We start from the raw sequence: 22,071 nt of genomic DNA, 5'->3' as shown, positions 1-22,071 counted from the left end.
AAAAAGAACATGACCCAGGAGTTTGCACATGACGTGTACCCGCAACAGTCAAAAACGATTCAACAACCTAATCAAGTACTCCCTCTCGTGCGCTTTGTTGATCCCTACTGTCGGGTATTCAGACACGCTGGAGCAAGCCGTAGCAAAAACCCTCTCCTCCAGCCCTGATGTGAGAAGAGCCTTCCATGCTTACAAGGCACAAGAAGAACAAGTTGATCAGGCGTTTGCGGGTTATCTACCCGTCATTGACCTCACCGCAGGTTATGGTTGGGAGCAAACCGACAGCCCTTCTACCCGGGCTGCAGACAGGAAAGATGATGAACTGAATCCCGGTGAAGCAGGAATCAGTATCAGACAGGCTTTATTCAGCGGTTTCCAAACTAAAAGCGAGGTTGACCGCTCTAAGGCGGAGGCCAAATCCGGATACTGGAATCTCGTTTCGACCTCTGAAGATCAGGCGTTAGAAACGGTCAGAGTCTATATCAGATACCTACAAGCGAAACAGGTTGTTGAGCTTTCCGAGGAAAATCTGAAAAGCCATGAGTCTATCTATGGACAGATCAAAGAAAAGACAGACTCTGGACTAGGCTCGTCGGCTGATTTATCCCAGATTACAGGTCGGCTGGCTCGCGCTAAATCGAATCTGACTGCAGCAAAAAACAATCTAATGGATGCCAGAAGTAACTACATCAGGGTAGTGAATCTTCCTCCAGAAAACCTGAGCACGCCGTCTCCAGACACTGGACTGATTCCTGCCAGCTTAAGCCAGGCCATCGAGATTGCTGAGAAAGAACACCCAACTGTCAAGCTTTCCTATTCAGACATCAACGCAGCCAATTTCCAACATGAGGCAGCCAAATCTTCTTATTATCCCGAGGTCAGTCTTGAACTGAACGGCAACTGGAACAACGATATTGGTGGTTCCTTGGGCCATGACGATGACCTACAAGCTATGGTGCGCGTTCGTTACAACCTATACAACGGTGGAAGAGATAGCGCGTTTGAGCGTGAAATGGCCTATCGCATTGGTGAGTCAAAAGAGGTGAACCAGAAGGCGGTCAGAGATGTGATAGAAGGTACTAGGTTAGCCTGGAACGCCCGCGTCAGCCTGCGTGAGCAGATGGTTTATTTGAATGAACATGTTGCTGCTGCCGTAGAAACACAAAGTGCGTACACCCTCCAATTTGGCTTGGGGCAACGCTCGCTTATTGACCTTCTGGATTCTGAAAATGAATTGTTTGAATCAAGAAAGGACTATCTCGCTGCTGAATATGACTACCTCGTCGCGGAGTATCGCATTCTTAATTCTACCGGACGCTTGCTTTCATCCCTGAAAGTACAACCACCGGAGACGAGCAAACCACTTGAATAGGGAATAAGCGGCTAGAAGACCCTTTTAAGCCGCATGTAATAAAGTACGTGTGAAACAATATGGAACGCTGAGGTAGGTAGTGCAGCAATAGGAAGATAACGAAACCATCTATTTGTTTTTAGAGACACCAGAAAACGGAAAGAAGCATGACAATTACCAATAAAATCACGCTTGTGGTGGCTGCAACACTCATTTTGCTTTGTACGGCTATGGCTTATGCTGAGTTCACTATCAACCTTGCTTTTATACAGCAAGAAATGCAGTCACATGCCAATAGCGCTTTGCAAAACCTGAGCGCGGCGTTGGTCCCTATTCTAGAGACTGGGGATCTGGAAAAAAGTGATCGCTTCTTCTCTGCGGTAATGTCAAAAGACGCATTGGTTAGTCAGGTCACTTTGCAGTGGATATTTGACGGTGAATTACAAAATTGGGTCAATGAAGACGCGCTCCAGCAAAAAGCACCCGTTTGGTTTTCTTCTTTAGGATTCATTGAGCCGATATGGATGACTACAACGGTTCGAAACAGTTGGACGGAATTAGCGACTCTTTCCATTCAAATACCATCTGACAGCGCCAATCTTGCGCTTTGGGAATTACTCCGTTCATTTATTGTTTCCGCTGTCACTCTCGTGGCGGCTGCCACACTGATTGTACGTTTTACCCTTGGGCGCATGCTCTCCCCCATCAAAACCATCACCAAAGAAGCCAAACGTATTGCAAAGCTTGATTTCTCGGGGCATTTACCTTCACCAAAGGCCAGCGACCTCTCTGAATTGACACACACTTTCAACGATATGTCATCGCAACTCCAGAGCCTTTTTGAAACCTTGAACGAGGAAATCAGTGCTTTGCGCACCAAGTACCTGTTTGACGAAGGCTCAGGATTACCCAACCGCAGTTTCCTGACCCGCCAGACTGAAAGTTGGTTGTCAGACGGAGATTGCGGTGTGTTAATGCTCATCAACCTAAATTGGCTGGAGAAGATTGACCCGTCCCGGGGCACAAAAAGCCTTAACGATTGTCTCCGCTCTATGAGTAAAGCGTTTGGCAAGATTCTTCCGCAATCGAACGATGCAATGGTTGCAAGGCTCGGGAAATCTGAGATTGCGATTCTTATCCCAAGTGTCCATGAAAAACAGGCAAGAGCTTACTTGAGCGAAATAATCCGCGCAGTCAATGGTGAGATAATTAGTAACGGCATACCTACTGCCAAGGGGTTTACGATAGGTATCACTGAAAACCATGCCGATGACACCATGTCATCAATAATGGCACGTGCTAACACCGCACTTACTCAAGCAGAAGCCACCGACAGCGTGTTTGTTTTCTCTAGTACTGAGCAAGAATATACACAAGAACAGCTTGACCAGACTTTAAGGACATCCATTGAAGAAAAATTGGTTGAATTAACCGTACAGCCTGTATTTTCAAGAGCTTCCCATGAAGTCCAACACTATGAAGTGTTTGCCAAACTGCAGCTCAATGATGAGTTTATCCCCGCCAATAAGCTCATTTCCGATCTTTCCCGACTGTCGCTGGCGCAACACTTTGACCGCTGCGTGATAACACAGGTCATCTCTTTGTTAGAAAAAGATAAAAACAATGGCCCCTACTCCATCAATTTAACGGCTGACAGCACTAGAGACCCGGAGTTCTTAAAATGGTTGACAAGCACTTTGACCATCAACAAACTCAAAGATCGTTTGTTTGTTGAGTTTGCTGAGGCCATTGCGTGTAATCACCCTAAAGATTGTGAGCGCGCGTGTCGAAACCTGTCAGACGCAGGTTTACGATATGGTATAGACAGGTTTGGTCAACATCTTTCCTCAGTCTCTTATCTCAGGACATTAAAACCGGCTTTTGTAAAACTCGACCACTCGTTCATTCAAAACGCAGAAGATGACGGTAACCTCTTGTTACTCAAACCAATGATAAAAATGGCATCCAGTCTTGGTGTTGAAGTCATTGCTTCGGCCATTGAATATAAGCAGCAACTGGCGCGATTCCATGAAATCAGTATCTGCGCCTATTTTGGGTATATTTCCCCACCAGTCCCTATCGGGTCTGAAAGAAAGAGCCTCGTCAAAATCGCATAACCTTCCTACGCACAAGAGGCATCTAAAACCTCTTGTGCGTTTCTGCTGATCGTCATATAGCTTGTGCCAACTCGATACCTAAATTCTTCATACAAATAACTCTCATTCATCCCCGCCTTGTCTCACCGACCCATTAAGATAGGTTAATGGCACATCGAGACTACAGCCCGAAATGCGTAACTGCCTACCATCTGAAGGATTCTTATAAAAATCACGGATTACTTCAGCCATGGAGGTTGTTATGGCAGCAAAGAAAATTACACATCTGACTCTCTCTACAACAGCAATGTTCGTGCTATCAGCAATGAGTATTGGCAACGCCAACGCAGCGGGCTATCAAATCGCGTTTGACTCATCCGGCGGTCTTGGCCGCGCCTATGCCGGTGAAGCCGCCATCGGTGACAGCGCAGCGTCAATGGGACGAAACCCGGCCATCATGACGCTCTTTGAACGTCCTGAGTTCTCCGGTTCAATGATTTACTTTGACGCAGAAATCGACGTGACAGGTAATTCTGCGGCACAGTCTTCGTCAGACATTATTCCTTCCCAGTTTGTCCCTGCCAGTTACTATGTTCAGCCTCTTAATGAACAAATGGCCGTGGGATTAGGGCTGTACGCCAATTACGGATTGGGAACTGATTTAAAAGACGATTTCATTGCTGGAGATATCGGTGGAGACACAGAGCTATTCACCGTTAACATCAACCCTGCTATCGCCTATCAGGTCTCTCCGATGCTGAGTCTTGGCGCAGGTATTAGCCTGGTTTACGCCAGTGGCGAGGTAAACCGACATTATGGCGGGGGTGCTGGCAGTTTCGGTGTGCAGGCCTCAGACAAGATTTTAAGTTGGGATGGTGATGACTGGGCATTTGGCTGGAACGTGGGCGCGTTGTTGGCACTGGATGAGAAAAACCGTTTTGGCCTTTCTTACCGTGCAGGCGTTGATCTCAAGCTCGAAGGCACTTTCAACGATTTCAGCCCAGGTGTTGCCATTCCCGGTGGCGGTTCAACCACCGCCGTTTCTAATGTACCGCTACCGGCGATCGCGGAATTTTCGGGGTTCCACCAGCTAGATGACAAATGGGCAATTCACTATAGCGCGCTTTGGACGCAATGGAGTGAATACAAGGAATTCAGTGCTTCCAGTAGTGACTGCAGTGTCAATGGTGGCATCTGTTTCTTGAAGCCGGAAAAATATGACGACAGCTGGCGCTGGGCGATTGGTGCAACCTATCAGCTCAACCCAGCCATTAAGCTGCGTGCAGGCTTTGCACTCGACGAGAAAGCCGGTGAGACAACACTGAGCATTCCCGACCAAGATGCCTATTGGTATTCGACAGGTATGAATTACCAACTTGATACCAACTGGTCGTTTGATCTCGGTTTGGCTTACATGGACCGTTCAGATGAGTCTTTTACTGAAACCAGCTTATTCGCGGCAGACCATGACTATACGGCAAAAGGCTATTTGCTGATTGTTGGTGCACAAGCAAACTACCGTTTCTGAACAAAGAACGTAACCGTCCTTAAAACAGCCCGCCTCGCGGGCTTTTTTATGCCTTCAAAACGACAGGCAACAAGGAAAAAAAGCCGGTGCATCTAGCACCGGAAAAGACGAGAAAAAGTAAAGGACAGATTTAGGATTCAGTTCGAAGATCTTTACGGAGGATTTTGCCAACGGCAGTTTTCGGAAGTTCGGACACCACAACAACTTGCTTCGGGACTTTGTAAGCCGTGAGATTTTGGCGACAAAAAGCCTCCAGCGCTGACAGTTCCAACGTCTCTTTTGCCGTGATAAAAGCTTTAACCGCCTCGCCAGTAGCTTCATCGGCTACCCCAATCACGGCGGCTTCTAATACATCGGGATACGAGCAAAGCACTTGTTCCACTTCACTTGGGTAAACGTTGAAACCTGAAACCAGCACCATATCTTTGAGCCGGTCAACAATTTGAATACTGCCGTCCTCGAGGATCACCCCCATGTCCCCGGTCTTAAAAAAGCCATCCGCTGTTAAGACTTGTCCCGTTTCTTCTGGGTTATTCCAGTACCCTTTCATGACTTGTTCGCCTTTCAACACAATCTGGCCAACCTCGCCTTGCGGTAGAGCCCTGTCGTTAAGGTCCCAGATTTCCACGGCGGTATTGATCAACGGTCGACCGACAGTGCCGTAATGCTCTGCCCCCGGTTGATTCAGACTGATCACCGGTGAGGTTTCTGACATGCCGTACCCTTCGGTGATGGTACAAGCTGTCACCTCCTCCCATGCTACGCGGGCAGCATCGATCAGTGCTGTTCCGCCAGAAAGCGTGATTTTGAGGTGCGAGAAGTCCAGAGCGCGAAATTCAGGGTGCTGACATAAGCCGACAAACAAGGTGTTAATACCAGCAAAACCCGTGAATTTATGCGGTTGAAGTTGGGCAACAAAAGTATCGAGATCTCTTGGATTGGGGATCAGAATGTTGGTGTTACCTTGGGAGAAAAACAGAATGAGGTTCACGGCAAATGCATAGATGTGATAAAGCGGCAACGGACAGACAAACAACTCTTCTCCCGGCACCACCACATCTTTCAAACGCTCTTCCATTTGTGCCATGTTCGCCAGCACAGAAGCGTGTGTCAGGCATGCCCCTTTTGCTCTGCCGGTTGTCCCGCCTGTGTACTGCAACATACTGAGTGCTCCAGCATCTATCGCAGGCGGTAGAAAGGAAACGGCTTCTCCCGCCAGGATCTCATCCAAATCTGCCTGAAGAATATCCCGCCCGCTTGATGTCGAGGCCTTTCCTCCTCCCTTGGCATAAATCACGACATCAATGTCGGTGTGATCAATCACAGAGGCTAAAGGTGCAGAAAGAGGTGCAAAGATCACCAGCGCTTTCGCACCAGAGTCTGAAAACTGATGCTGCATCTCTCTCGGCGTATAAAGTGGATTGGTGTTTACAAGCACCAATCCGGCGCGCAAGGCTGCAAACGCAGCAATAGGAAAGTCGAGAATATTAGGAAGCTGAATTGCTATCCTATCGCCCGGCTTTAAGTTCGTATTGTTTTGAAGCCAGCCTGCAAACTGGCGGGATTTTTCCTCAACATCACGATAGCTCAGGCTTTGCGGTCCGCAATAGAAAGCCGTTTTGTCAGCGTATTTGTCGCAGGCGCTTTCAATAAAAGTCGCCAATGTGATGTTGTTTTGCTGAATACCATTGGTCACGTTCATCATCCTTCTGTTTGGGTTCCTTGTTGTGTACGTTTTATCGTGACAGCGTCACGTATCTACTCTCCAACAAAGAACTTGTAGAACAAGTGATGCATTTTTTTGCCGTACGGTGGGAAGAGCATATCGCTGAAAAACAATTTCCCGCGTACCAAAACCGATTTGCAGTGGGAGAACGTTCTGAAGCCTTCCACACCGTGGTAGCTGCCCATACCTGAATCTCCAACGCCACCAAATGGCAAGTCATCGACAACCACATGGAATGCCGCGTCATTGATACAAACACCACCCGCGTGCGTTTCTCTCAAAAACCGACGCTGGAAGTCTTTGTCAAAACTCAGAACATACAACCCAAGTGGACGTGCGTTGCTGTTAATGGCATCAATCACATCCTGGGTATCCTGATAACCAAGAATCGGTAAGATTGGGCCAAAGATTTCTTCCTGCATGACTTTCATAGATGCACTGGCACCCAACACCAATGTCAGAGGCATAAAGCAACCTTCCGGTTGGACATCAAGCTCGCCAAGATGCACGACTTTAGCACCCTGAGCCTGTGCTTCCTCCAAATACCCCATCAAACGCTCGAACTGCTTGGGATTGATCACCCGGGTACGTTTGTCATTCCCCTGTGTTGAGGGGTACATGGATTCGTAGCGACGGCTTATCTCCGCGACCAGTTCATCCAATCTTTCATTCGGGCAATAAATGTAATCTGGAGAAACGCAGGTTTGCCCTGCATTCATGGTTTTGCCATAGATAAAGCGTTTAACGGCTTCATTAAGGGGAATCTTGTCATCAATGATCACGGGCGACTTCCCGCCCAATTCAAGGGTCACAGGCACAAGCTTATCGGCAGCGGCAAGCATCACATGCCTGCCAACCTGCGTAGATCCAGTAAACAGCAGGTGATCAAAAGGCAATTCAGAGAAAGATTTGGCCACATTGGCATCCCCTTCGACCACATGCACTTTGTCACGCGGAAAAACGCTGGCGAGCAAGTCCACCAGCACTGCATTGGTCGCGGGGGTGTATTCCGACACTTTGATCATCGCGCGGTTTCCTGCCGCAATAGCTGCCACCAACGGTCCGATGGTGAGAAAGACCGGGTAGTTCCAAGGCGAAATAATCCCTACCACGCCCAAAGGCTGATAATGAATTTCTGCCTTGGCAGGCTGAAAGACAATGCCGACTTTGCGTTTTTGAGGTTTCATCCAGCGACGAAGATGCTTGATCGTGTAGTCAATCGAGGACAGAGAAGAAAAGATGTCGCCCAGCATACTCTCATCGTGACTCCGATAGCCGAAGTCTTGCTCCAACGCTCTCAGCAAATTTTCCTTTTCACGATGAATGGCAGATTTAAGTAATTTCAAATCCGCAATCCGGCTTTCGTAACTGGGGTATCTGTCTTCGTTAAAGGCGCGTTTTTGCACGTAGAACAAGGTGTTGATGGTTTCTGCGCTCTTATTTTCAGAGCACTGGACCGTTTCTTGTTCCATCATGACCGGCTCAGAAAGTTTCTCTGCGTTATTCATATTGATCTCCCGACTGCAGGCCTCCTTTATCTGAGATTTCCGATAGGTTTGGATATCAGAAGGATGCATAACTTCTTCGATACTGAGTACTCAATATGCGCCAACGACGGGAGAACGCTTTGTTAATTTATGCCAAAGGCTTATCTGTATTTCTCCTATATACCCAAACAACCTGAAGATACAGGATTCAGGTTGTTTGGGTATATGTATAAAAAAGGAGCGCCACAATGGCGCCCCTGATTAAAAATCTCTTTGTTGATTGATTAATGGCGACAGCTTTCTGCCAAGGTATTGGCCGAAAGATAACGGTGACGATATTCACCAGGTGCACACCCCTCCCAACGCCTGAATGCGCGATTGAAGTTAGCCACATTGGAAAAGCCCACCAAATAACCTATTTCACTGATACTCATGTGAGGTTGCTTGATGTAGTTCATCGTCAGCCTCTTACGCGTATTGTCGAGGATGTCTTTATAACAGGTTCCCTGATCATTCAGTTTACGCTGAAGGTTTCTGAGGCTCAGTCCCAGCTGTTTGGCAACATCCGCCTGAGACGGTGCACCAAGCGGCAGTTCATCCACGATTCGGGTTTCAATCTGGAAGGTCAGATTGGTTTTATCTACCCGACACATGAATTTGTTCAGCATTTCGAGGTGCATTTCGTTGATAGCAGGATTACTGCCAATCGACTGGGCCTGGGCAATTTCCGCATCCATCACAACCGCATTGCGATCGCAGCCATACTCAATGGGACAATCGAAAAACGCTGCGGCCACTTCGCAATCCGTGCTTGGACGCTCGAAGTTAAATTGGATTTTGATTGGATTGAAGTCACGACCAACAATGTCACGGGATAATTGCACCAGCGTCGCCTGAAACGCTTCGATCATATGAGGCGTAAGCACCTGACGGCCGCTGTCTGCGTAGCGATAGACTTCCAAATCTGACACGAAGTCGACACCCCTTTCCTCATAGGCGTACATGTTGCAGCAGTTGGAAACCACACGTTTATATTGGGCGACGCGTTCTAACGCTTCTTGAAGGCTGTATGCAGATTGCACGGCATAACCAAGTGCATGAAGCACGGAGGGATGAAAGCTTCGCGCCACTTCGATATTAAAAGCGCGACCACCTACTTTGTTGTTGCAGTAAGCGAACAAATTGCCAAGGCTTTGCACGCAGACTCTTCCTTCAGGATCGTTGACTTCAGAAGGAGAAATATCAAACTTTTCTAAGGTTTTGATCGGATCAATGTCATGGCTTTTCATCGCCCGGGTAATAGGGATCAGCCATCCACTCAATGTTGAATAATATGCGTTCATACTAGTCACTTCCTTGAAATACCCTGCTGCAAGCACTGAATCTGCAGCTAGGTATACACCCCATCAATGTTGCAACCATGTTGCATTAAGTAACGATAGTGTGAGTGGCAGAGATATAAATGACCATATTCAAATTTTGATGGATTTAATGGTTTAAACAGGTGTTCATCCAATTAATGAAACGTGATTCTTAATGTTGACTTATTCGACCAAAACGAACGTGTTATGAAATCTAGCTATTATTGGAAAGAATGAAGCCAGCGAGTGCTGGCTTCGTATAGATATACCCAAACGACCTGAAGATGCTCGCATTCAGGTCGTTTAGGTATAAGCATTTAAAAATCTATCGGAGGCTGTTTTCGCATCTCTTCCAACGAGCTTCCCATCCTTATTGGATCAGAAAGAGACTCATGCTCATAGACACTTTCTGTAAACTCCAAAGCGTCATAAAAAGCCCAACCCTGTTGCGATAATTCATTCGCAATTTCCAATTTGTTCTTTCCTCCGTGGTGCATGTCGACCACTTCGGCAAAGGTGTCCTTCTCACTCATGGCAGCTCCTCTCAGGCAAAGGAAACACCTCATTACCCTAGTGAGAGATCCTCAGCAAAGTTGTATCAAAATCCTGACTGACTCACGCAATTCATCTGCCTGTAAAACTTGGCAACATCGTCACCACAAAATCCAATCAATTTCACCTCCGGCAACTTCCCTGCGTTCTCAGCTAGATAGCGTTAAGCAATCGCTCTCTTTTATGTAAATGGTCGAAATTGTTTCAATAAGTGGACATTTGTGATTGTCATAGCATGACTGCATTAAAGAGATCGTACACTTAACTGGACTTTTTTGAACCACGTCGAGGAATTAAGTATGTACGACATCAATATCAAGCCATCTTCCCTTCATACCAACCTTCAGCAAACCATCATTGCATTGAGCCATGCACAAGCAACTGAGAGTAATAAACAGGCTTTCATGCAGTCCGTTGAAGAATATATGTATGAAAATCATTACTTTGACCTGTTCGAAAAAATCGTTTCGTATCGTGTAAATGAAATCCATCAAATGCAGGATCCAGATGCGCCCCGTGGCAACCTTTACACCACGCTGACATCGCCTCTCGCCCAAACGATTACCGGCGTGAAGCCCATTAACGATCTTCCATCCTTATTCTTGTATATCGAGCGCACAGCTATTGCTTTCTATGGTGATATTCTGATGTGTTGGGCAGAGTTCAAAGCGTTTCAAATCAACCAGCAAGCCAAACGCCATCTGCAAGCACACTATGATGAGCAATGCCCGCCAACCAGTTCTGAGGAAAATGTCAGCGAAATGTACCGCTACGAGGTAGTGGAAGACATCCGTAACGATGAGAGATTGTTCTTAACCAGCCACTCTCTGTATCCGATGACGCTTTCTCTTGCCAACGTCCTCATCAACCTCGAAACCTTTGTGAAACAACAGCATTGGTACGAGATGCTTTACTACCTGGATATCTCTGCGTCCGGTGAGCACTTCATCCTGTATCAGGATATTGGTGGTGAGGCTCCGTTGCTTCTCTCTTCTGCGCTTATTCAACGTTACGAGCAACATGACAACTGGTTGACATTTGACCCATTCTTCCAAACAGACAGTTGGACTCTCACCTTATCAAATGAGAAAATCAGCACATTAGAACAGTCCGGAATTTTCTCTAACAGACTGAAAAGTAAATTAAATATGCAATCTGTTGAAAAATTTGATTATTCCCTTTTGCGAGCTGTTACACAAAAGCAAGCTGTCTGTGAAATAATCAGAATGGCCATCAGCGGACCACGCGAGAAGTTGAACCATGTCCTTTACCTGACACTCAAATACTTGACGTTGAAACTGGCTGATATTGGCCTTGAGGTGGCTTACACCATAGTGGAACAACCTTCTATCCTCGGGTTCTACCAATCAGTGAATAACGACAGTAAAAACATTCTGCCTTATGTCGCCCTGTGCCAACAGCAAGTCGCGGGTACAGCGTTGACCACCTATCAAGGTGTCGTTTTCACCGGCCCGATGAGTCAGGCATTCGAAGAAAACAGCTTCAGAGATTACAACAAGAGAATTATTTCAATGCGAAAACTCGCGAGAGCCTCTGCCAATGCATGATTTTATCGGGGCTATCTCCAGTAACTATATAGCGATATTCCTTGTCGCTATCGCCAGTATTGTCGCGATTTGGGCCACCAATTTCGCGCGGGCGTTGGCAAAAAACAGGTCGGGGATCACCCGGCCTTTATATCGCCCATACACCCTTTATACCGCCTTCATTTCGGCGTGGATTCTGTCGAACGCCTACTTCCAGTCTGGCCTTTTGGTGTATTTTGGCGAGCCCGGTGCAACCCTCATGGCATTGGCGGCAAACCTGTTTTCGGGATTAGCTTTTGCTTTTGCTTACCTTTTCTCCTGCCGGTTAGTCTCAGAGCATCAAGGGTTTAAGATAAAACGCTGGCACTGGTGGTTTTTCCTCACCACCTGCGCAATCACCTTGGTCACCAATTTGGTGCCTGGGCTGAATGTCGTTTCCGTAGATGTGTATGACATCGGCAACTTCGTCATACGCTTCGGACCGACAAGCGGTGTATTCTTCGGGATTCTGATCCTGCTGATCATCATGACCCTAACCAACTTCGTGTACTCCAGCCGAAGCAAAGTCAAACTGCAGCAGATCAAAGCAAAGTACATGGTGTTGGGGATGGTCGCCTTTATCGTCTCGACGTTTATGGCGCATTTCCTTATTCCTGTGGTATTCAACGATTTCTCGATCGTCTGGGTGCCGCCTGCCCTGTCCATCATTGAAGCTCTGCTGGTCGGTTATGCCTTGTTGCACAACCGCTTTTACAGCAGCCGTTATATCGCGATGATCGTCGTCAGCTTCCTGATTAACGCATCGCTGTATATCGTGCCTATATCGCTATTGACGGCCCGTCACTTCCCGATGGAAAGCGTCATCTTTGTGGCTTGGACAGTACTGGCCGGTATGTTCTGGAACCGCTCACACAAGTACATTCGAGGAAAAGTGAACCGCCTCTTCTATAAAGAGAAAGGCAATCCGGTTGAAAACATCTGTAACCTGATTGGAGAGTTCCGCTATTCCACCGATGATGCCGTGGTTCAGCTTAACAAAGTGTTGAATGCCAAATTTGGTCGAATTCAAAAGGTCGACAACAACGCAGACAACAATGTTTTCCTCTCCTGTTTCCATGGCGACCGCTCGGTGCTGGTGAAAGAAGAACTGGAGTATGAAATCAAGCATGAAGAGCCTGAAGTTCAAGAAGAGTTGCTTGATGTCACCCGGGCAATGGTCAATGCAGGGACTTCTCTGGTGCTTCCCATTACGAACGAGAAGAAAGAAGTTACCCATCTGTATATGGTGTCGAAAGACAACGACCTTTTCTCCAGTGAAGAAATCATGGGCTTGCAACGGCTTTTTGATGAAGCCAACCGCTTTATCGTTACCGAAGACAAAGTGCGAAAGTCGCAGGTCTTAGCAGGCTCTATCGCCCATGAAATCCGCAATCCACTCACGAAAATTAAATACCATTTCGAGCGGATCGATGCGGACATGTTTGGTGTCGAAAATGGCTCGCTTGCGCCTTTTGCTTCTCAGGACATGCAAAAGCTCTATCAAGAATTGTCAGAAGGTAAAAAAGCCGTTCAACTCGGTACCCGTTTTATCGATGCCATTCTGGATGAGCTTCGCGGAGACGGCATCAGCACCAGCTTATTCGCCTATTACTCTGCAGCAGAATTGACGACACAAGCGATCAAGGATTTCAGCTTCTACAGTGAAGACCACAGAAGCCGGATTGATCTGAACGTGCAGGATGACTTCTTCTTCCACGGCAGCGATACCCTTTATAGCTTTGTGCTTTTAAACCTGCTAAAGAATGCGGTGTACTACTTTGACTCACATCCGGAAAGCCGCATCAGAATTCACTTTGCTCATTCGAAAGAAGGGAATTCAGTGCATGTTGTCGATACTGGACCCGGAATCCCGGTAGCACAGCTTTCTCAAATCTTTGATGAGTTCTACACCAGTGGCAAGCAGCAAGGTAATGGCCTTGGCCTTTCTTACTGCAAACGCGTGATGGAATCCTTTGGCGGCACAATACGCTGCGACTCTGTTGAAGGAGAATACACCGAATTTGTCTTAACCTTCCCTTCTGTTGACCAACAAGAGCAGGATGAAGAAACCCAAAGCCGCATCAAACAGTTTGCCGCAGGTAAGTCCTGTCTGGTTGTTGCCCAACCTGAAGCAGGCAGATGGCTTTCTAAGCAATTCGGCGCGTTAGACATCCAGGCCTGTTTTGCCCATGATGTCGAGACAGGATTCACCCACGAGCTTAACCAGCCTGTCGATTTCATTGTGCTGGAGCGCGCTATGCTCGAACAGGACATGGCATTGGTGAAAGCGCTGCGCGCTGGTGATTTGGGTCACCACGCTCAGGTGACCCCCGTGCTGGTATTCGATACCAACGCCCAAACCACGCCTTCTGCATTCTCTGAACACTTGGTGCAAGGAGAGCTTGAAGGTGTGTTCAATAAACTCCTATTTCTTCGCTCCTTCAACAACCTGATTGACGAAGGCAAGCTGGCGAAACTCGGCAGTCTAATTGGGAAGAGGGTGCTGGTTGTGGACGATATGCAGGTCAACCGCATGCTGGTGAAAGCCTACCTCACCAGCGAAGGCATTGAAGTCGAAGAAGCCACCTCAGGCGATGAATCCATTCAGAAGGTGAAAACAGAACATTTCGATTTGATCCTGATGGACATTCACATGCCGGGTAGAAATGGTATTGAAGCCACCCATGAAATTCGCCGCTTGGTTGGGCCAATCCCAGTGGTTGCCCTGTCTGGTGAATACAGCGAAGAAGTGACGCTCGCCATCCGAGAGGTGATGCAAGATCACTTGGTGAAACCCATTACCAAACAGCAGCTATTAAGAACGCTGACAAAGTGGCTGGTACGCGGGTTTGCCAGCCATGAAACCATCAGCAATGTGCCGGACACTAAGCATTAAGTGCTAGGCGCGCAGAACAGCGCTCTCCAAAAACAAAAAAAGGCCTTAAAGGCCTTTTCTTGTTTTGCTTGCTTGTTAAAGCGCTATCCTTGATAACCCATCAGTCTTGGCATACTCAGAATCAAATCCGGGAACAGGATCATGACAAAAAGTGCTGCCAACAGAACGAAGATGAACGGAATCACTTGCTTGATAATGCCCGCCAACGGAATCTTGGTGGTGCCGTTTATCACGAACAGCAAGACCCCATAAGGTGGCGTAATCAGGCCAATCATCAAGTTCACGATGGTCACCACACCGAAGTGAACAAGGTCGATACCCAATTCACGACAGGCTGGCACAAAGAGTGGCACGATAACCAGAATCACGGTGGTAGCATCCAGCAGGAAGCCAAGACCGAGATAAATCAAGTTAACAATCAACAGGAACTGCAACGGTGACAGATCAGCTGCTGTGATCATTTCAGCAATCGCAGTAGGAACATTCTCTGTCGCTACGATGTAGTTGAAGATCAGTGCAGAACCGATAACCAGACCGACGGATGCCGACGAGTACGCACTCTCTTTCAGCGCAATGTAAAGTTGCTTGAAGCTGATTGAACGGTACGCTACTGCCAGAATCAAGGCATAGGCCGCTGCCACTGCCGCCGCTTCGGTTGGCGTAGTGATACCACCGTAGATACCAAACAGCAGGATCGCTGGCATCATCAAGGTTGGCAACGCGCGGAATGTGATGCGTGGGATATCCTTCATCGGCGTGCGTGGCTCTTTCGGGATATCCATCTTGGTAGCCATATAAGCGTTCAAGCCCATCAGAACCACACCCATCAGGAGACCCGGTACCAAGCCTGCGATAAAGAGATAACCGACCGAGGTATCAGACACCAAGGCGTAAATAACCATTGGGATCGAAGGCGGAATGATTGGCCCAATTGTCGCCGATGCGGCAGTAATCGCTGCTGCGTAGGACGGCGGATAGCGACCATCTTTGGTCATCATGTTGATGATAACGCGGCCTACGCCGGCGGCGTCTGCCACCGCTGAACCAGACATACCCGAGAAGATCAGACTGGAAACGATGTTAACGTGTCCTAAGCCGCCACGGAAATGGCCAACCATTGCGACACAAAACTGGAGTAGTCTGTCCGTGATACTGCCCGCGTTCATAATGTTCGCAGCAGCAATGAAAAGAGGCACAGCCAGCAGAATAAAGCTGTTGTAGAACCCCTGAATAATTTGTTCGCCTGCCAGCGCCAAGTCCTGACCACTGACTGCCAAGTAAACAATGGCACCAATAATCATAGAGAAAGATACCGGCGTACCGAAAGCCGCCAGCAACAGCACTGTCACCAGACATAGTGTTAAAGCTAAACTCATTCTTCCACCTGCTCATCCTTGTCTTCTTGCACTTTGTAGTTCGGATTCAGGAATTGAATCAGTGCAAGGCCGTAGCGGAGAATAATCGCGCCAAGGAAAATCCCGTAAATACTGAATACATAATCGAGGCGCCATTTCAAAATCGCGCTTTTCTTGATTTTGTAGAACGTGATGTAGTCCCACGTCGGCAAAAAGCTCATCCCGAAACCGATGATGATGCCCAGTGCAGACAAGATCAGAAAAATACGTTGTACCTTCCCAGGCACACTTAAAAAGAGAAGATCAAAGCGAATGTGATCTTTATGACGCAGACAAAACGCGCCCGCCCAGAAAATAACCCACAGCCAAAGTGTCAGAAGCACTTCTGACGACCAGCCAATCGGATCATTCAAGACGTAGCGGGAAAATATTTGCGCGCAAAAGAGAAGGAACATTACCGCCAACATGGTGACTGCAACGCCATCTGCTATTCGCTGTAACCAGTGCAGAATTGTTTTCACAACATGACTCCCTAGTTGCTGTGCATGTCGGCAATCAAACAAAAGCCTTGCAAGCTTTGTTCAGAAATCGCCCTTTTATTCCGAGCGAGTCCTCTTCCTAATCCATGGCGACAGCCTTCCCTGTCCCAGAGTCCTTCCATACTTCACTCCTTGTTGTCAGAGACTTACTGCCTCTTTGTTATATACCCAAGCAACCTGAGGATGCAGGATTCAGCGAGATTGACTGGTGTTGTGATCGCGGCGTCCCTTTGTAGGTGTAGTCACCTCCATCAAAAAGGGACAACAAAGAGCACGACGCCAGTCAACTCGCCCGAAGGGAAGCCCTCAATGCGCCCACTTCTTCGTTAAATTTCACGGAAATAGAACGACTATTCCTCGCAAAATTTGCCTCGAATTGAACGCATTGATGACCTCTGAATGCGAGCATCTTCATGTTGTTTGAGTATAAGACGAAGCCTGAGAGCATTCGCCCTTATTGACCTGTTACTAGCCTAGACGAAGTGATTGTGGATTTGTTACCCGATTGTGTCTCATTTGTTAAAACATCACCTATTTTTCAAATTAGGGGATATTTTTAGATTTATAGCCCATTCACAAAAACGAGACAGATGCGAAGAAATTTAGGGAGTAAAACTGAAAAGGCATCGTGATGAAGTCGATGCAGATTTCTTAAGACTCAGTTTCATTGAGGCATGGACAAATGACGCTGTACGAAACACTCCGCACGGATTTACTGAAAGGTGAATTTGAGCCGGGAAGCCGACTCAGAATGGAATCGCTGAAAGAACGCTACGGCAGTGGTGTGAATCTGTTGCGCGAAAGCCTGACAAGACTTTCCTCTGAAGGATTGGTGATTGCAGAAGGCCAGAAAGGCTTTCATGTCGCGAGCTTTTCAATCCAAAAGATGGAAGAACTCACCCGACTGCGCATTCTTCTTGAAACGGACGGTGCCCGCGCGTCTTTTGCTAACGGCGATATGGAATGGGAAAGCAATCTGGTTGCTGCCCACCACAAACTCGAACACGTCGAGAGCAAAATGCGAGAAAACATCGATGAGTATTTCATGATGTGGCACCGATGTGATTACGAATTTCATGCGGCATTGATTGGCGCATGCCAGTCAGAATTGCACATGCACTACCACAGACAGGTCTACGATCAATTCAGGCAGTTTGTCGTCATGGAACTTCGTACAGAAGGATTTCGTGGCAAATACGTGGTTGATGAACACCAAAGCGTGTTGGAAGCGGCGTTGAAACGCGACCTCGATGCCTGTGTGAAAGCATTGGAAACCCACCTAGGCGGTTTCCTTACCCGAATGAAAGAAACAAGTACCCAAAATCGACAGTAAAGCCTGTCGCATCATAATCATAACAAGGAAGTAAACAGTAAATGGAGAAGCCAAGAATCGCCGTCGTCGGAGCAGGATTGATCGGCAAAAATCATATTCGACTCGTCTCGGAGAGCAATGCGTGTGACTTAGCCGCCATTGTCGATCCGTTTGAAGCGAGCATTGAACTCGCCAAAGACTATGGCGTGCCCCACTTTGAAACCCTTGTGGAATTGCTTGATTCAGGTTTGGCGGATGGCGTTATCCTCGCCACCCCAAATAATCTGCATGTCCCGCAAGCAAAGCTCTGTATTGAATATCGCATGCCGGCACTGATTGAGAAGCCAGTGTCTCACACTGTTGAAGAAGCCAACTCATTACTCGACATCGCCACCAAAGAACCCGGCATCTGGGACACTTTGCTGGTTGGTCATCACCGCATGCACAGCCCGATCATCAAACGTACCCGTGAAATCATTGAAACGGGCGCTATTGGCCAAGTGGTGGCCGCTCATGGCAGCGCCATGTTCTACAAACCTGATGATTACTTTGTGGCCGCGCCATGGCGAACCAAGGAAGGTGGCGGTCCCATTCTGATTAACCTTATTCATGACATCGGCAACTTACGTTACCTCTGTGGCGAAATCGTTGCTGTACAGTCCATGGCGTCCAACCGCCGTCGTCAGTTCGAAGTCGAAGATACGGTTTCGATCAATCTCAGCTTCGCCAATGGTGCACTCGGTACTTTCCTGCTCTCAGACACCGCAGGCTCTGGTCAAAGCTGGGAACAAACCTCGCAGGAAAATAAAGCCTACGCGAGCTATCCCGATGAAGATTGTTATCACATCGCCGGCACCAGCGGTTCGATTTCAGTGCCAACCATGCGTCTCAAATACTACAAAAACGAAGAAGATCGCTCATGGTGGAAACCATTCGAATGTGAAGACGTGTCGCTTCACCGCAAAGACCCATTGGTTGAGCAGCTTAATCACTTCTGCCGCGTGATACGTAAAGAAGAAAAACCCTTGGTAACGGTGCGAGACGGCCTGCAAAACCTCCGCGTGACTGAAGCCGTGGTTGAGGCGGTGAAAACCGGTCGCACAGTATACATTGACGACATCGCATAGGAGGGCGTGACATGAAATCTATTCTAGTGATGAACGGCCCTAACCTTAACATGCTGGGTCAACGCGAGCCTGGACTCTACGGACACAGTACCTTGGCAGATGTCGAACAGCTATGCAGAGATACCGGTGCAAAACACGGTATTGTCGTTGAGTGCTTCCAAAGTAACCATGAAGGTGAACTGATTGAAGCACTGCACAATGCAGGCCGCGCAGTGAAAACAGGAAACATGATCGGCGTTGTGTTCAATGCCGGTGCTTACACACATACCTCTATCGCCCTTTATGACGCCATTAAAGCGGCTGAAGTCCCTGTGATTGAGCTTCATATTTCCAATGTGCATGCTCGTGAATCGTTTCGCCATCACTCCTACCTTTCACCTGTCGCAGTCGGTGTGATTGTTGGGTTTGGAATTGAAGGCTACGCCCTAGCTATCGACGGGCTGGTCGCAAAGCTGGGGAGCCAATAACGCATGATTTACTCCATCGCAACGGTTTGCCTTTCAGGCACCCTAAGACAAAAAATCGAAGCCATCGCCAAAGCGGGTTTCCGTGGTATTGAAATCTTCGAGAATGATCTGATTACTCACAACGGTTCGGTTCACGAAATCCGAAGCATGTTAGACGATCACGGTCTTGAGGTTGTTACCTATCAACCCTTCCGCGACTTCGAAGGCCTCCCTTCTCCTTACCGGGAAAAAGCGTTTGATCGCGCGGAAAGAAAGTTTGACCTGATGGAAGAACTGGGCACCGATTTGTTGATGGTCTGCAGCAGTGTGTCGCCCCAAGCTTTGGGCGGTATTCAACGCGCAGCAGATGATTTCCATGAGCTTGGCGAGCGCGCAGCCAAACGCAATATGCGGGTTGCCTACGAAGCCTTGGGATGGGGTAAATACGTTCATGACTACCGCGACTCATGGGAAATTGTGCGTCGCGCCAACCACAAAAATGTCGGGCTATGTCTCGACACTTTCCACATCTTTTCTCGCCAGACCGAGCTGGATACCATGCTCAACATTCCCGGCGACAGAATTTTCCTCGTACAGGTTGCGGATGCCCCTAGCCTTTCGATGGATCATCTCAGTTGGAGCCGACACTACCGCTGCTTCCCTGGGCAGGGCGATCTTCCTATTGGTCAGTTTGTGTCTAACCTTCACGCGACGGGTTACGACGGGCCTTTCTCTCTCGAGATTTTCAACGATCAATTCCGTGCAGGCTCAACGGAAAAAACGGCCCGAGACGGCTACCGTTCACTGGTTTATGCCAACCGTGCGGCAGAAAAATCTGCTGATACAGAAGCGCTTGAAATTCCAAGTGTCAACCCGCCCAGCGAAGTACAGTTTATTGAATTCGCCGTCAGCGACAATGAAAAGCTCGCCTTGACCAAGCTGCTGTCTCAACTTGGTTTTTGCCACGCTGCTACCCACAAACGTAAAGATGTGGAATTGTGGAAACAGGGGAATATTCATCTGGTGATGAATATGGAGCCAGATAGCTTCGCCCAAAACTTCCACCAACAACATGGCGTCTCCGTCTGTGCTGTCGGTTTAACCTGTACCCATGTCGACGATATGGTGGAGAGAGCCAAGAAGCTCGAGTTCTCGCCGGTTTACGGAAACCCAGAAAATGACACGCATGGCATTCCTGCCATCTATGGCCCAGGTCAAAGTCTCCTTTACATGGTGGATGACGCTGACCAGCCTCCTCATTGGGAGCGCGAATTCAAATGGCATGAAGACGCCACTCAGCACGCTTTCCTTAACAAAGTTGACCACGTAGCCACCACCATGAGTTATGAAGAAATGCTTCACTCGGTGCTGCTCTATCGTGCAATGTTCAGTATGAAAACCATGCCGACCGTCAGCGTTTCAGACCCTGGTGGCTTGGTGAAAAGTCAGGCCCTACAAACGCCTGATAAAGGGGTGAGTTTCACACTCAACAGTACCCAAGCGTCACGTACTGTATCCAGCCGAATTCTTGACCAATATGCGGGTACCGGCGTCAACCATATCGCTCTTTCAACCAAGGATATTTTTGCCACCGCCGAATTCATGGCAAAGCAGCAGACAGAGACGATGCCCGTCACCGCCAATTATTATGATGATTTGGCCGCCCGGTTTACCCTTTCTGATGAAGTGATTGAAAAGCTCAAACGCTTCAACATCCTCTATGACGAAGATGAACATGGAAGTTTCTACCAACTCTACACTTCGATGTTCGCGGGCAGATTCTGTTTCGAAATCGTTCAGAGAAATGGGTATCAGGGATTTGGCGCTGCAAACAGTCAGATGAGGTTGACCATGCAGGCAAGGGAACTGAGCAGCTAACCTAACCACTCAAAGCCATCACCAAGATGGCTTTGAGTCCTTAACATACAGTCAAGCCTTCCAATAATTATTCGCCGCCGCAACCGTCTGAAAATTCACGGCAACAACGTGGGAAACCGCGATCAAACTGTCTGCACTTTCCGCATATTTGGGACGTAGCTTCTCTCTCGCTTCCGCTGAAGGCTGTGTATATTTCACGCCCATTCGGGACATTTTAATCGCAAGTTGATAGCCAGCTTCTGGGCTCTCTGTGATTAACGTCGGCAACCATGCATCACTCATATTACTCTCCTTATTCTTAATTGATCGCACACATACTGTTCGCATACGAACTATATGTCAACGAAATGATGTGACAATCAAGGCAAGTCGTAGATAATGAGACAAGTTGGAAGTTATTGGAGATCACCTTGGCCGTTGCAGATATCGATAAACAGCTTTGTTTCGCCCTTTATTCAGCGTCTAACCGCGTGACGTCTTTGTATAGACAATTGCTGGATCCATTGGGACTGACCTATACACAGTTTGTGGTGATGATGGTGCTTTGGAAAGAAGACAAGCTATCTATCACTGAGTTGGCTTCAAGAGCAGAACTCAGCAAAGCAACGATGACGCCGCTGCTAAAACGTTTGGAACAAAAAGGACTTATCCAACGTGCTGCCCTTCCGGACAATGACAGGCAGAAGTCAGTCGTATTAACCCAAGAAGGCATTGAGCTGTCCCGAAACAGCGCAGACATTACCGACAAAATATTCTGCATGACCGGGCTCAGCGCTGAAGAAGCGAACACCATGATCTCGCTTTGCAAAAAGCTAGGTCGCTAGTAGGTAG

Annotated in this window: 17 protein-coding genes; 10 read left to right on the top strand and 7 right to left on the bottom strand. The window is 47.9% G+C overall.

Going from position 1 to position 22,071, the window contains the following annotated elements:
- The first annotated feature begins 28 nt into the window (after window positions 1-28).
- From QL223_RS10640 to QL223_RS10630, 3 genes are all read left to right on the top strand, one after another.
- Window positions 29-1,372 carry a TolC family outer membrane protein gene (locus tag QL223_RS10640; RefSeq protein WP_281544724.1) on the top strand — a complete coding sequence of 448 codons (1,344 nt, stop codon included), beginning with the start codon at window positions 29-31 and terminating at the stop codon, window positions 1,370-1,372.
- Between the two features lie 146 nt (window positions 1,373-1,518).
- Window positions 1,519-3,468 carry an EAL domain-containing protein gene (locus QL223_RS10635; protein ID WP_281544723.1) on the top strand — a complete coding sequence of 650 codons (1,950 nt, stop codon included), beginning with the start codon at window positions 1,519-1,521 and terminating at the stop codon, window positions 3,466-3,468.
- Between the two features lie 241 nt (window positions 3,469-3,709).
- Window positions 3,710-4,975, top strand: coding sequence for a porin (locus QL223_RS10630; protein WP_002541901.1), 1,266 nt, complete (start codon window positions 3,710-3,712; stop codon window positions 4,973-4,975).
- A gap of 130 nt (window positions 4,976-5,105) precedes the next feature.
- On the opposite strand, the gene QL223_RS10625 is transcribed toward QL223_RS10630, so the two are convergent.
- From QL223_RS10625 to QL223_RS10610, 4 genes are all read right to left on the bottom strand, one after another.
- Window positions 5,106-6,680, bottom strand: coding sequence for an AMP-binding protein (locus QL223_RS10625; RefSeq protein WP_002541902.1), 1,575 nt, complete (start codon window positions 6,678-6,680; stop codon window positions 5,106-5,108).
- A 53-nt stretch (window positions 6,681-6,733) separates the two neighbouring features.
- Window positions 6,734-8,209 carry a coniferyl aldehyde dehydrogenase gene (locus tag QL223_RS10620; protein ID WP_281544722.1) on the bottom strand — a complete coding sequence of 492 codons (1,476 nt, stop codon included), beginning with the start codon at window positions 8,207-8,209 and terminating at the stop codon, window positions 6,734-6,736.
- A gap of 263 nt (window positions 8,210-8,472) precedes the next feature.
- Entirely contained in the window at window positions 8,473-9,531 is a 1,059-nt protein-coding gene (locus QL223_RS10615) for an AraC family transcriptional regulator (protein WP_281544721.1), read from the bottom strand.
- A 335-nt stretch (window positions 9,532-9,866) separates the two neighbouring features.
- On the bottom strand, window positions 9,867-10,082 hold the full coding sequence (locus QL223_RS10610; protein WP_002541905.1) for a hypothetical protein: 216 nt from the start codon (window positions 10,080-10,082) through the stop codon (window positions 9,867-9,869).
- A gap of 318 nt (window positions 10,083-10,400) precedes the next feature.
- On the opposite strand from QL223_RS10610, the gene QL223_RS10605 reads away from it, so the two are divergent.
- Window positions 10,401-11,669, top strand: coding sequence for an acyl-homoserine-lactone synthase (locus QL223_RS10605; RefSeq protein ID WP_002541906.1), 1,269 nt, complete (start codon window positions 10,401-10,403; stop codon window positions 11,667-11,669).
- Window positions 11,662-14,583 (top strand): hybrid sensor histidine kinase/response regulator, encoded by a 2,922-nt coding sequence (locus QL223_RS10600; RefSeq protein ID WP_281544720.1) that lies wholly within the window; start codon window positions 11,662-11,664, stop codon window positions 14,581-14,583. Before QL223_RS10605 ends, QL223_RS10600 begins: the two co-directional genes overlap by 8 nt.
- 83 nt (window positions 14,584-14,666) lie before the next feature.
- On the opposite strand, the gene QL223_RS10595 is transcribed toward QL223_RS10600, so the two are convergent.
- Window positions 14,667-15,959 carry a TRAP transporter large permease gene (locus tag QL223_RS10595; protein ID WP_281544719.1) on the bottom strand — a complete coding sequence of 431 codons (1,293 nt, stop codon included), beginning with the start codon at window positions 15,957-15,959 and terminating at the stop codon, window positions 14,667-14,669.
- On the bottom strand, window positions 15,956-16,459 hold the full coding sequence (locus tag QL223_RS10590; RefSeq protein ID WP_046306845.1) for a TRAP transporter small permease: 504 nt from the start codon (window positions 16,457-16,459) through the stop codon (window positions 15,956-15,958). Before QL223_RS10590 ends, QL223_RS10595 begins: the two co-directional genes overlap by 4 nt.
- A 700-nt stretch (window positions 16,460-17,159) precedes the next feature.
- Between QL223_RS10590 and QL223_RS10585 the strand changes: the two genes are divergently transcribed.
- The 4 genes from QL223_RS10585 to QL223_RS10570 are packed head-to-tail and all read left to right on the top strand — an operon-like array spanning window position 17,160 to window position 21,240.
- Window positions 17,160-17,810: a GntR family transcriptional regulator gene (locus QL223_RS10585; RefSeq protein ID WP_002541911.1), complete on the top strand. Its 651-nt coding sequence runs from the start codon at window positions 17,160-17,162 to the stop codon at window positions 17,808-17,810.
- Between the two features lie 41 nt (window positions 17,811-17,851).
- On the top strand, window positions 17,852-18,916 hold the full coding sequence (locus QL223_RS10580) for a Gfo/Idh/MocA family oxidoreductase (protein ID WP_002541914.1): 1,065 nt from the start codon (window positions 17,852-17,854) through the stop codon (window positions 18,914-18,916).
- Between the two features lie 11 nt (window positions 18,917-18,927).
- Window positions 18,928-19,383, top strand: a complete 456-nt coding sequence (gene aroQ, locus QL223_RS10575) for a type II 3-dehydroquinate dehydratase (RefSeq protein WP_002541915.1) — start codon at window positions 18,928-18,930, stop codon at window positions 19,381-19,383.
- Between the two features lie 3 nt (window positions 19,384-19,386).
- Window positions 19,387-21,240 (top strand): sugar phosphate isomerase/epimerase and 4-hydroxyphenylpyruvate domain-containing protein, encoded by a 1,854-nt coding sequence (locus QL223_RS10570; protein ID WP_002541916.1) that lies wholly within the window; start codon window positions 19,387-19,389, stop codon window positions 21,238-21,240.
- A gap of 51 nt (window positions 21,241-21,291) precedes the next feature.
- Here QL223_RS10570 and QL223_RS10565 read toward each other — a convergent pair whose 3' ends face one another.
- Window positions 21,292-21,522, bottom strand: a complete 231-nt coding sequence (locus QL223_RS10565) for a hexameric tyrosine-coordinated heme protein (RefSeq protein WP_281544718.1) — start codon at window positions 21,520-21,522, stop codon at window positions 21,292-21,294.
- 128 nt (window positions 21,523-21,650) lie between these two features.
- On the opposite strand from QL223_RS10565, the gene QL223_RS10560 reads away from it, so the two are divergent.
- Entirely contained in the window at window positions 21,651-22,064 is a 414-nt protein-coding gene (locus QL223_RS10560) for a MarR family transcriptional regulator (RefSeq protein ID WP_039850553.1), read from the top strand.
- Window positions 22,065-22,071 lie beyond the last annotated feature (7 nt).

Origin of the sequence: Grimontia sp. SpTr1, from assembly GCF_947387585.1 — a bacterium.
Classification (GTDB): domain Bacteria; phylum Pseudomonadota; class Gammaproteobacteria; order Enterobacterales; family Vibrionaceae; genus Enterovibrio; species Enterovibrio indicus.
Note: the sequence above shows the minus strand (reverse complement) of the source record. Positions and strands in the feature narration are given on the sequence as shown.

Excerpts from the sequence above, each read along its gene's own strand:
- QL223_RS10640 (WP_281544724.1), top strand. The coding sequence starts at position 29 with ATGACGTGTACCCGCAACAGTCAAAAACGATTCAACAACCTAATCAAG.
- QL223_RS10635 (WP_281544723.1), top strand. The coding sequence starts at position 1,519 with ATGACAATTACCAATAAAATCACGCTTGTGGTGGCTGCAACACTCATT.
- QL223_RS10630 (WP_002541901.1), top strand. The coding sequence starts at position 3,710 with ATGGCAGCAAAGAAAATTACACATCTGACTCTCTCTACAACAGCAATG.
- QL223_RS10625 (WP_002541902.1), bottom strand. The coding sequence starts at position 6,680 with ATGATGAACGTGACCAATGGTATTCAGCAAAACAACATCACATTGGCG.
- QL223_RS10620 (WP_281544722.1), bottom strand. The coding sequence starts at position 8,209 with ATGAATAACGCAGAGAAACTTTCTGAGCCGGTCATGATGGAACAAGAA.
- QL223_RS10615 (WP_281544721.1), bottom strand. The coding sequence starts at position 9,531 with ATGAACGCATATTATTCAACATTGAGTGGATGGCTGATCCCTATTACC.
- QL223_RS10610 (WP_002541905.1), bottom strand. The coding sequence starts at position 10,082 with ATGAGTGAGAAGGACACCTTTGCCGAAGTGGTCGACATGCACCACGGA.
- QL223_RS10605 (WP_002541906.1), top strand. The coding sequence starts at position 10,401 with ATGTACGACATCAATATCAAGCCATCTTCCCTTCATACCAACCTTCAG.
- QL223_RS10600 (WP_281544720.1), top strand. The coding sequence starts at position 11,662 with ATGCATGATTTTATCGGGGCTATCTCCAGTAACTATATAGCGATATTC.
- QL223_RS10595 (WP_281544719.1), bottom strand. The coding sequence starts at position 15,959 with ATGAGTTTAGCTTTAACACTATGTCTGGTGACAGTGCTGTTGCTGGCG.
- QL223_RS10585 (WP_002541911.1), top strand. The coding sequence starts at position 17,160 with ATGACGCTGTACGAAACACTCCGCACGGATTTACTGAAAGGTGAATTT.
- QL223_RS10580 (WP_002541914.1), top strand. The coding sequence starts at position 17,852 with ATGGAGAAGCCAAGAATCGCCGTCGTCGGAGCAGGATTGATCGGCAAA.
- aroQ (WP_002541915.1), top strand. The coding sequence starts at position 18,928 with ATGAAATCTATTCTAGTGATGAACGGCCCTAACCTTAACATGCTGGGT.
- QL223_RS10570 (WP_002541916.1), top strand. The coding sequence starts at position 19,387 with ATGATTTACTCCATCGCAACGGTTTGCCTTTCAGGCACCCTAAGACAA.
- QL223_RS10565 (WP_281544718.1), bottom strand. The coding sequence starts at position 21,522 with ATGAGTGATGCATGGTTGCCGACGTTAATCACAGAGAGCCCAGAAGCT.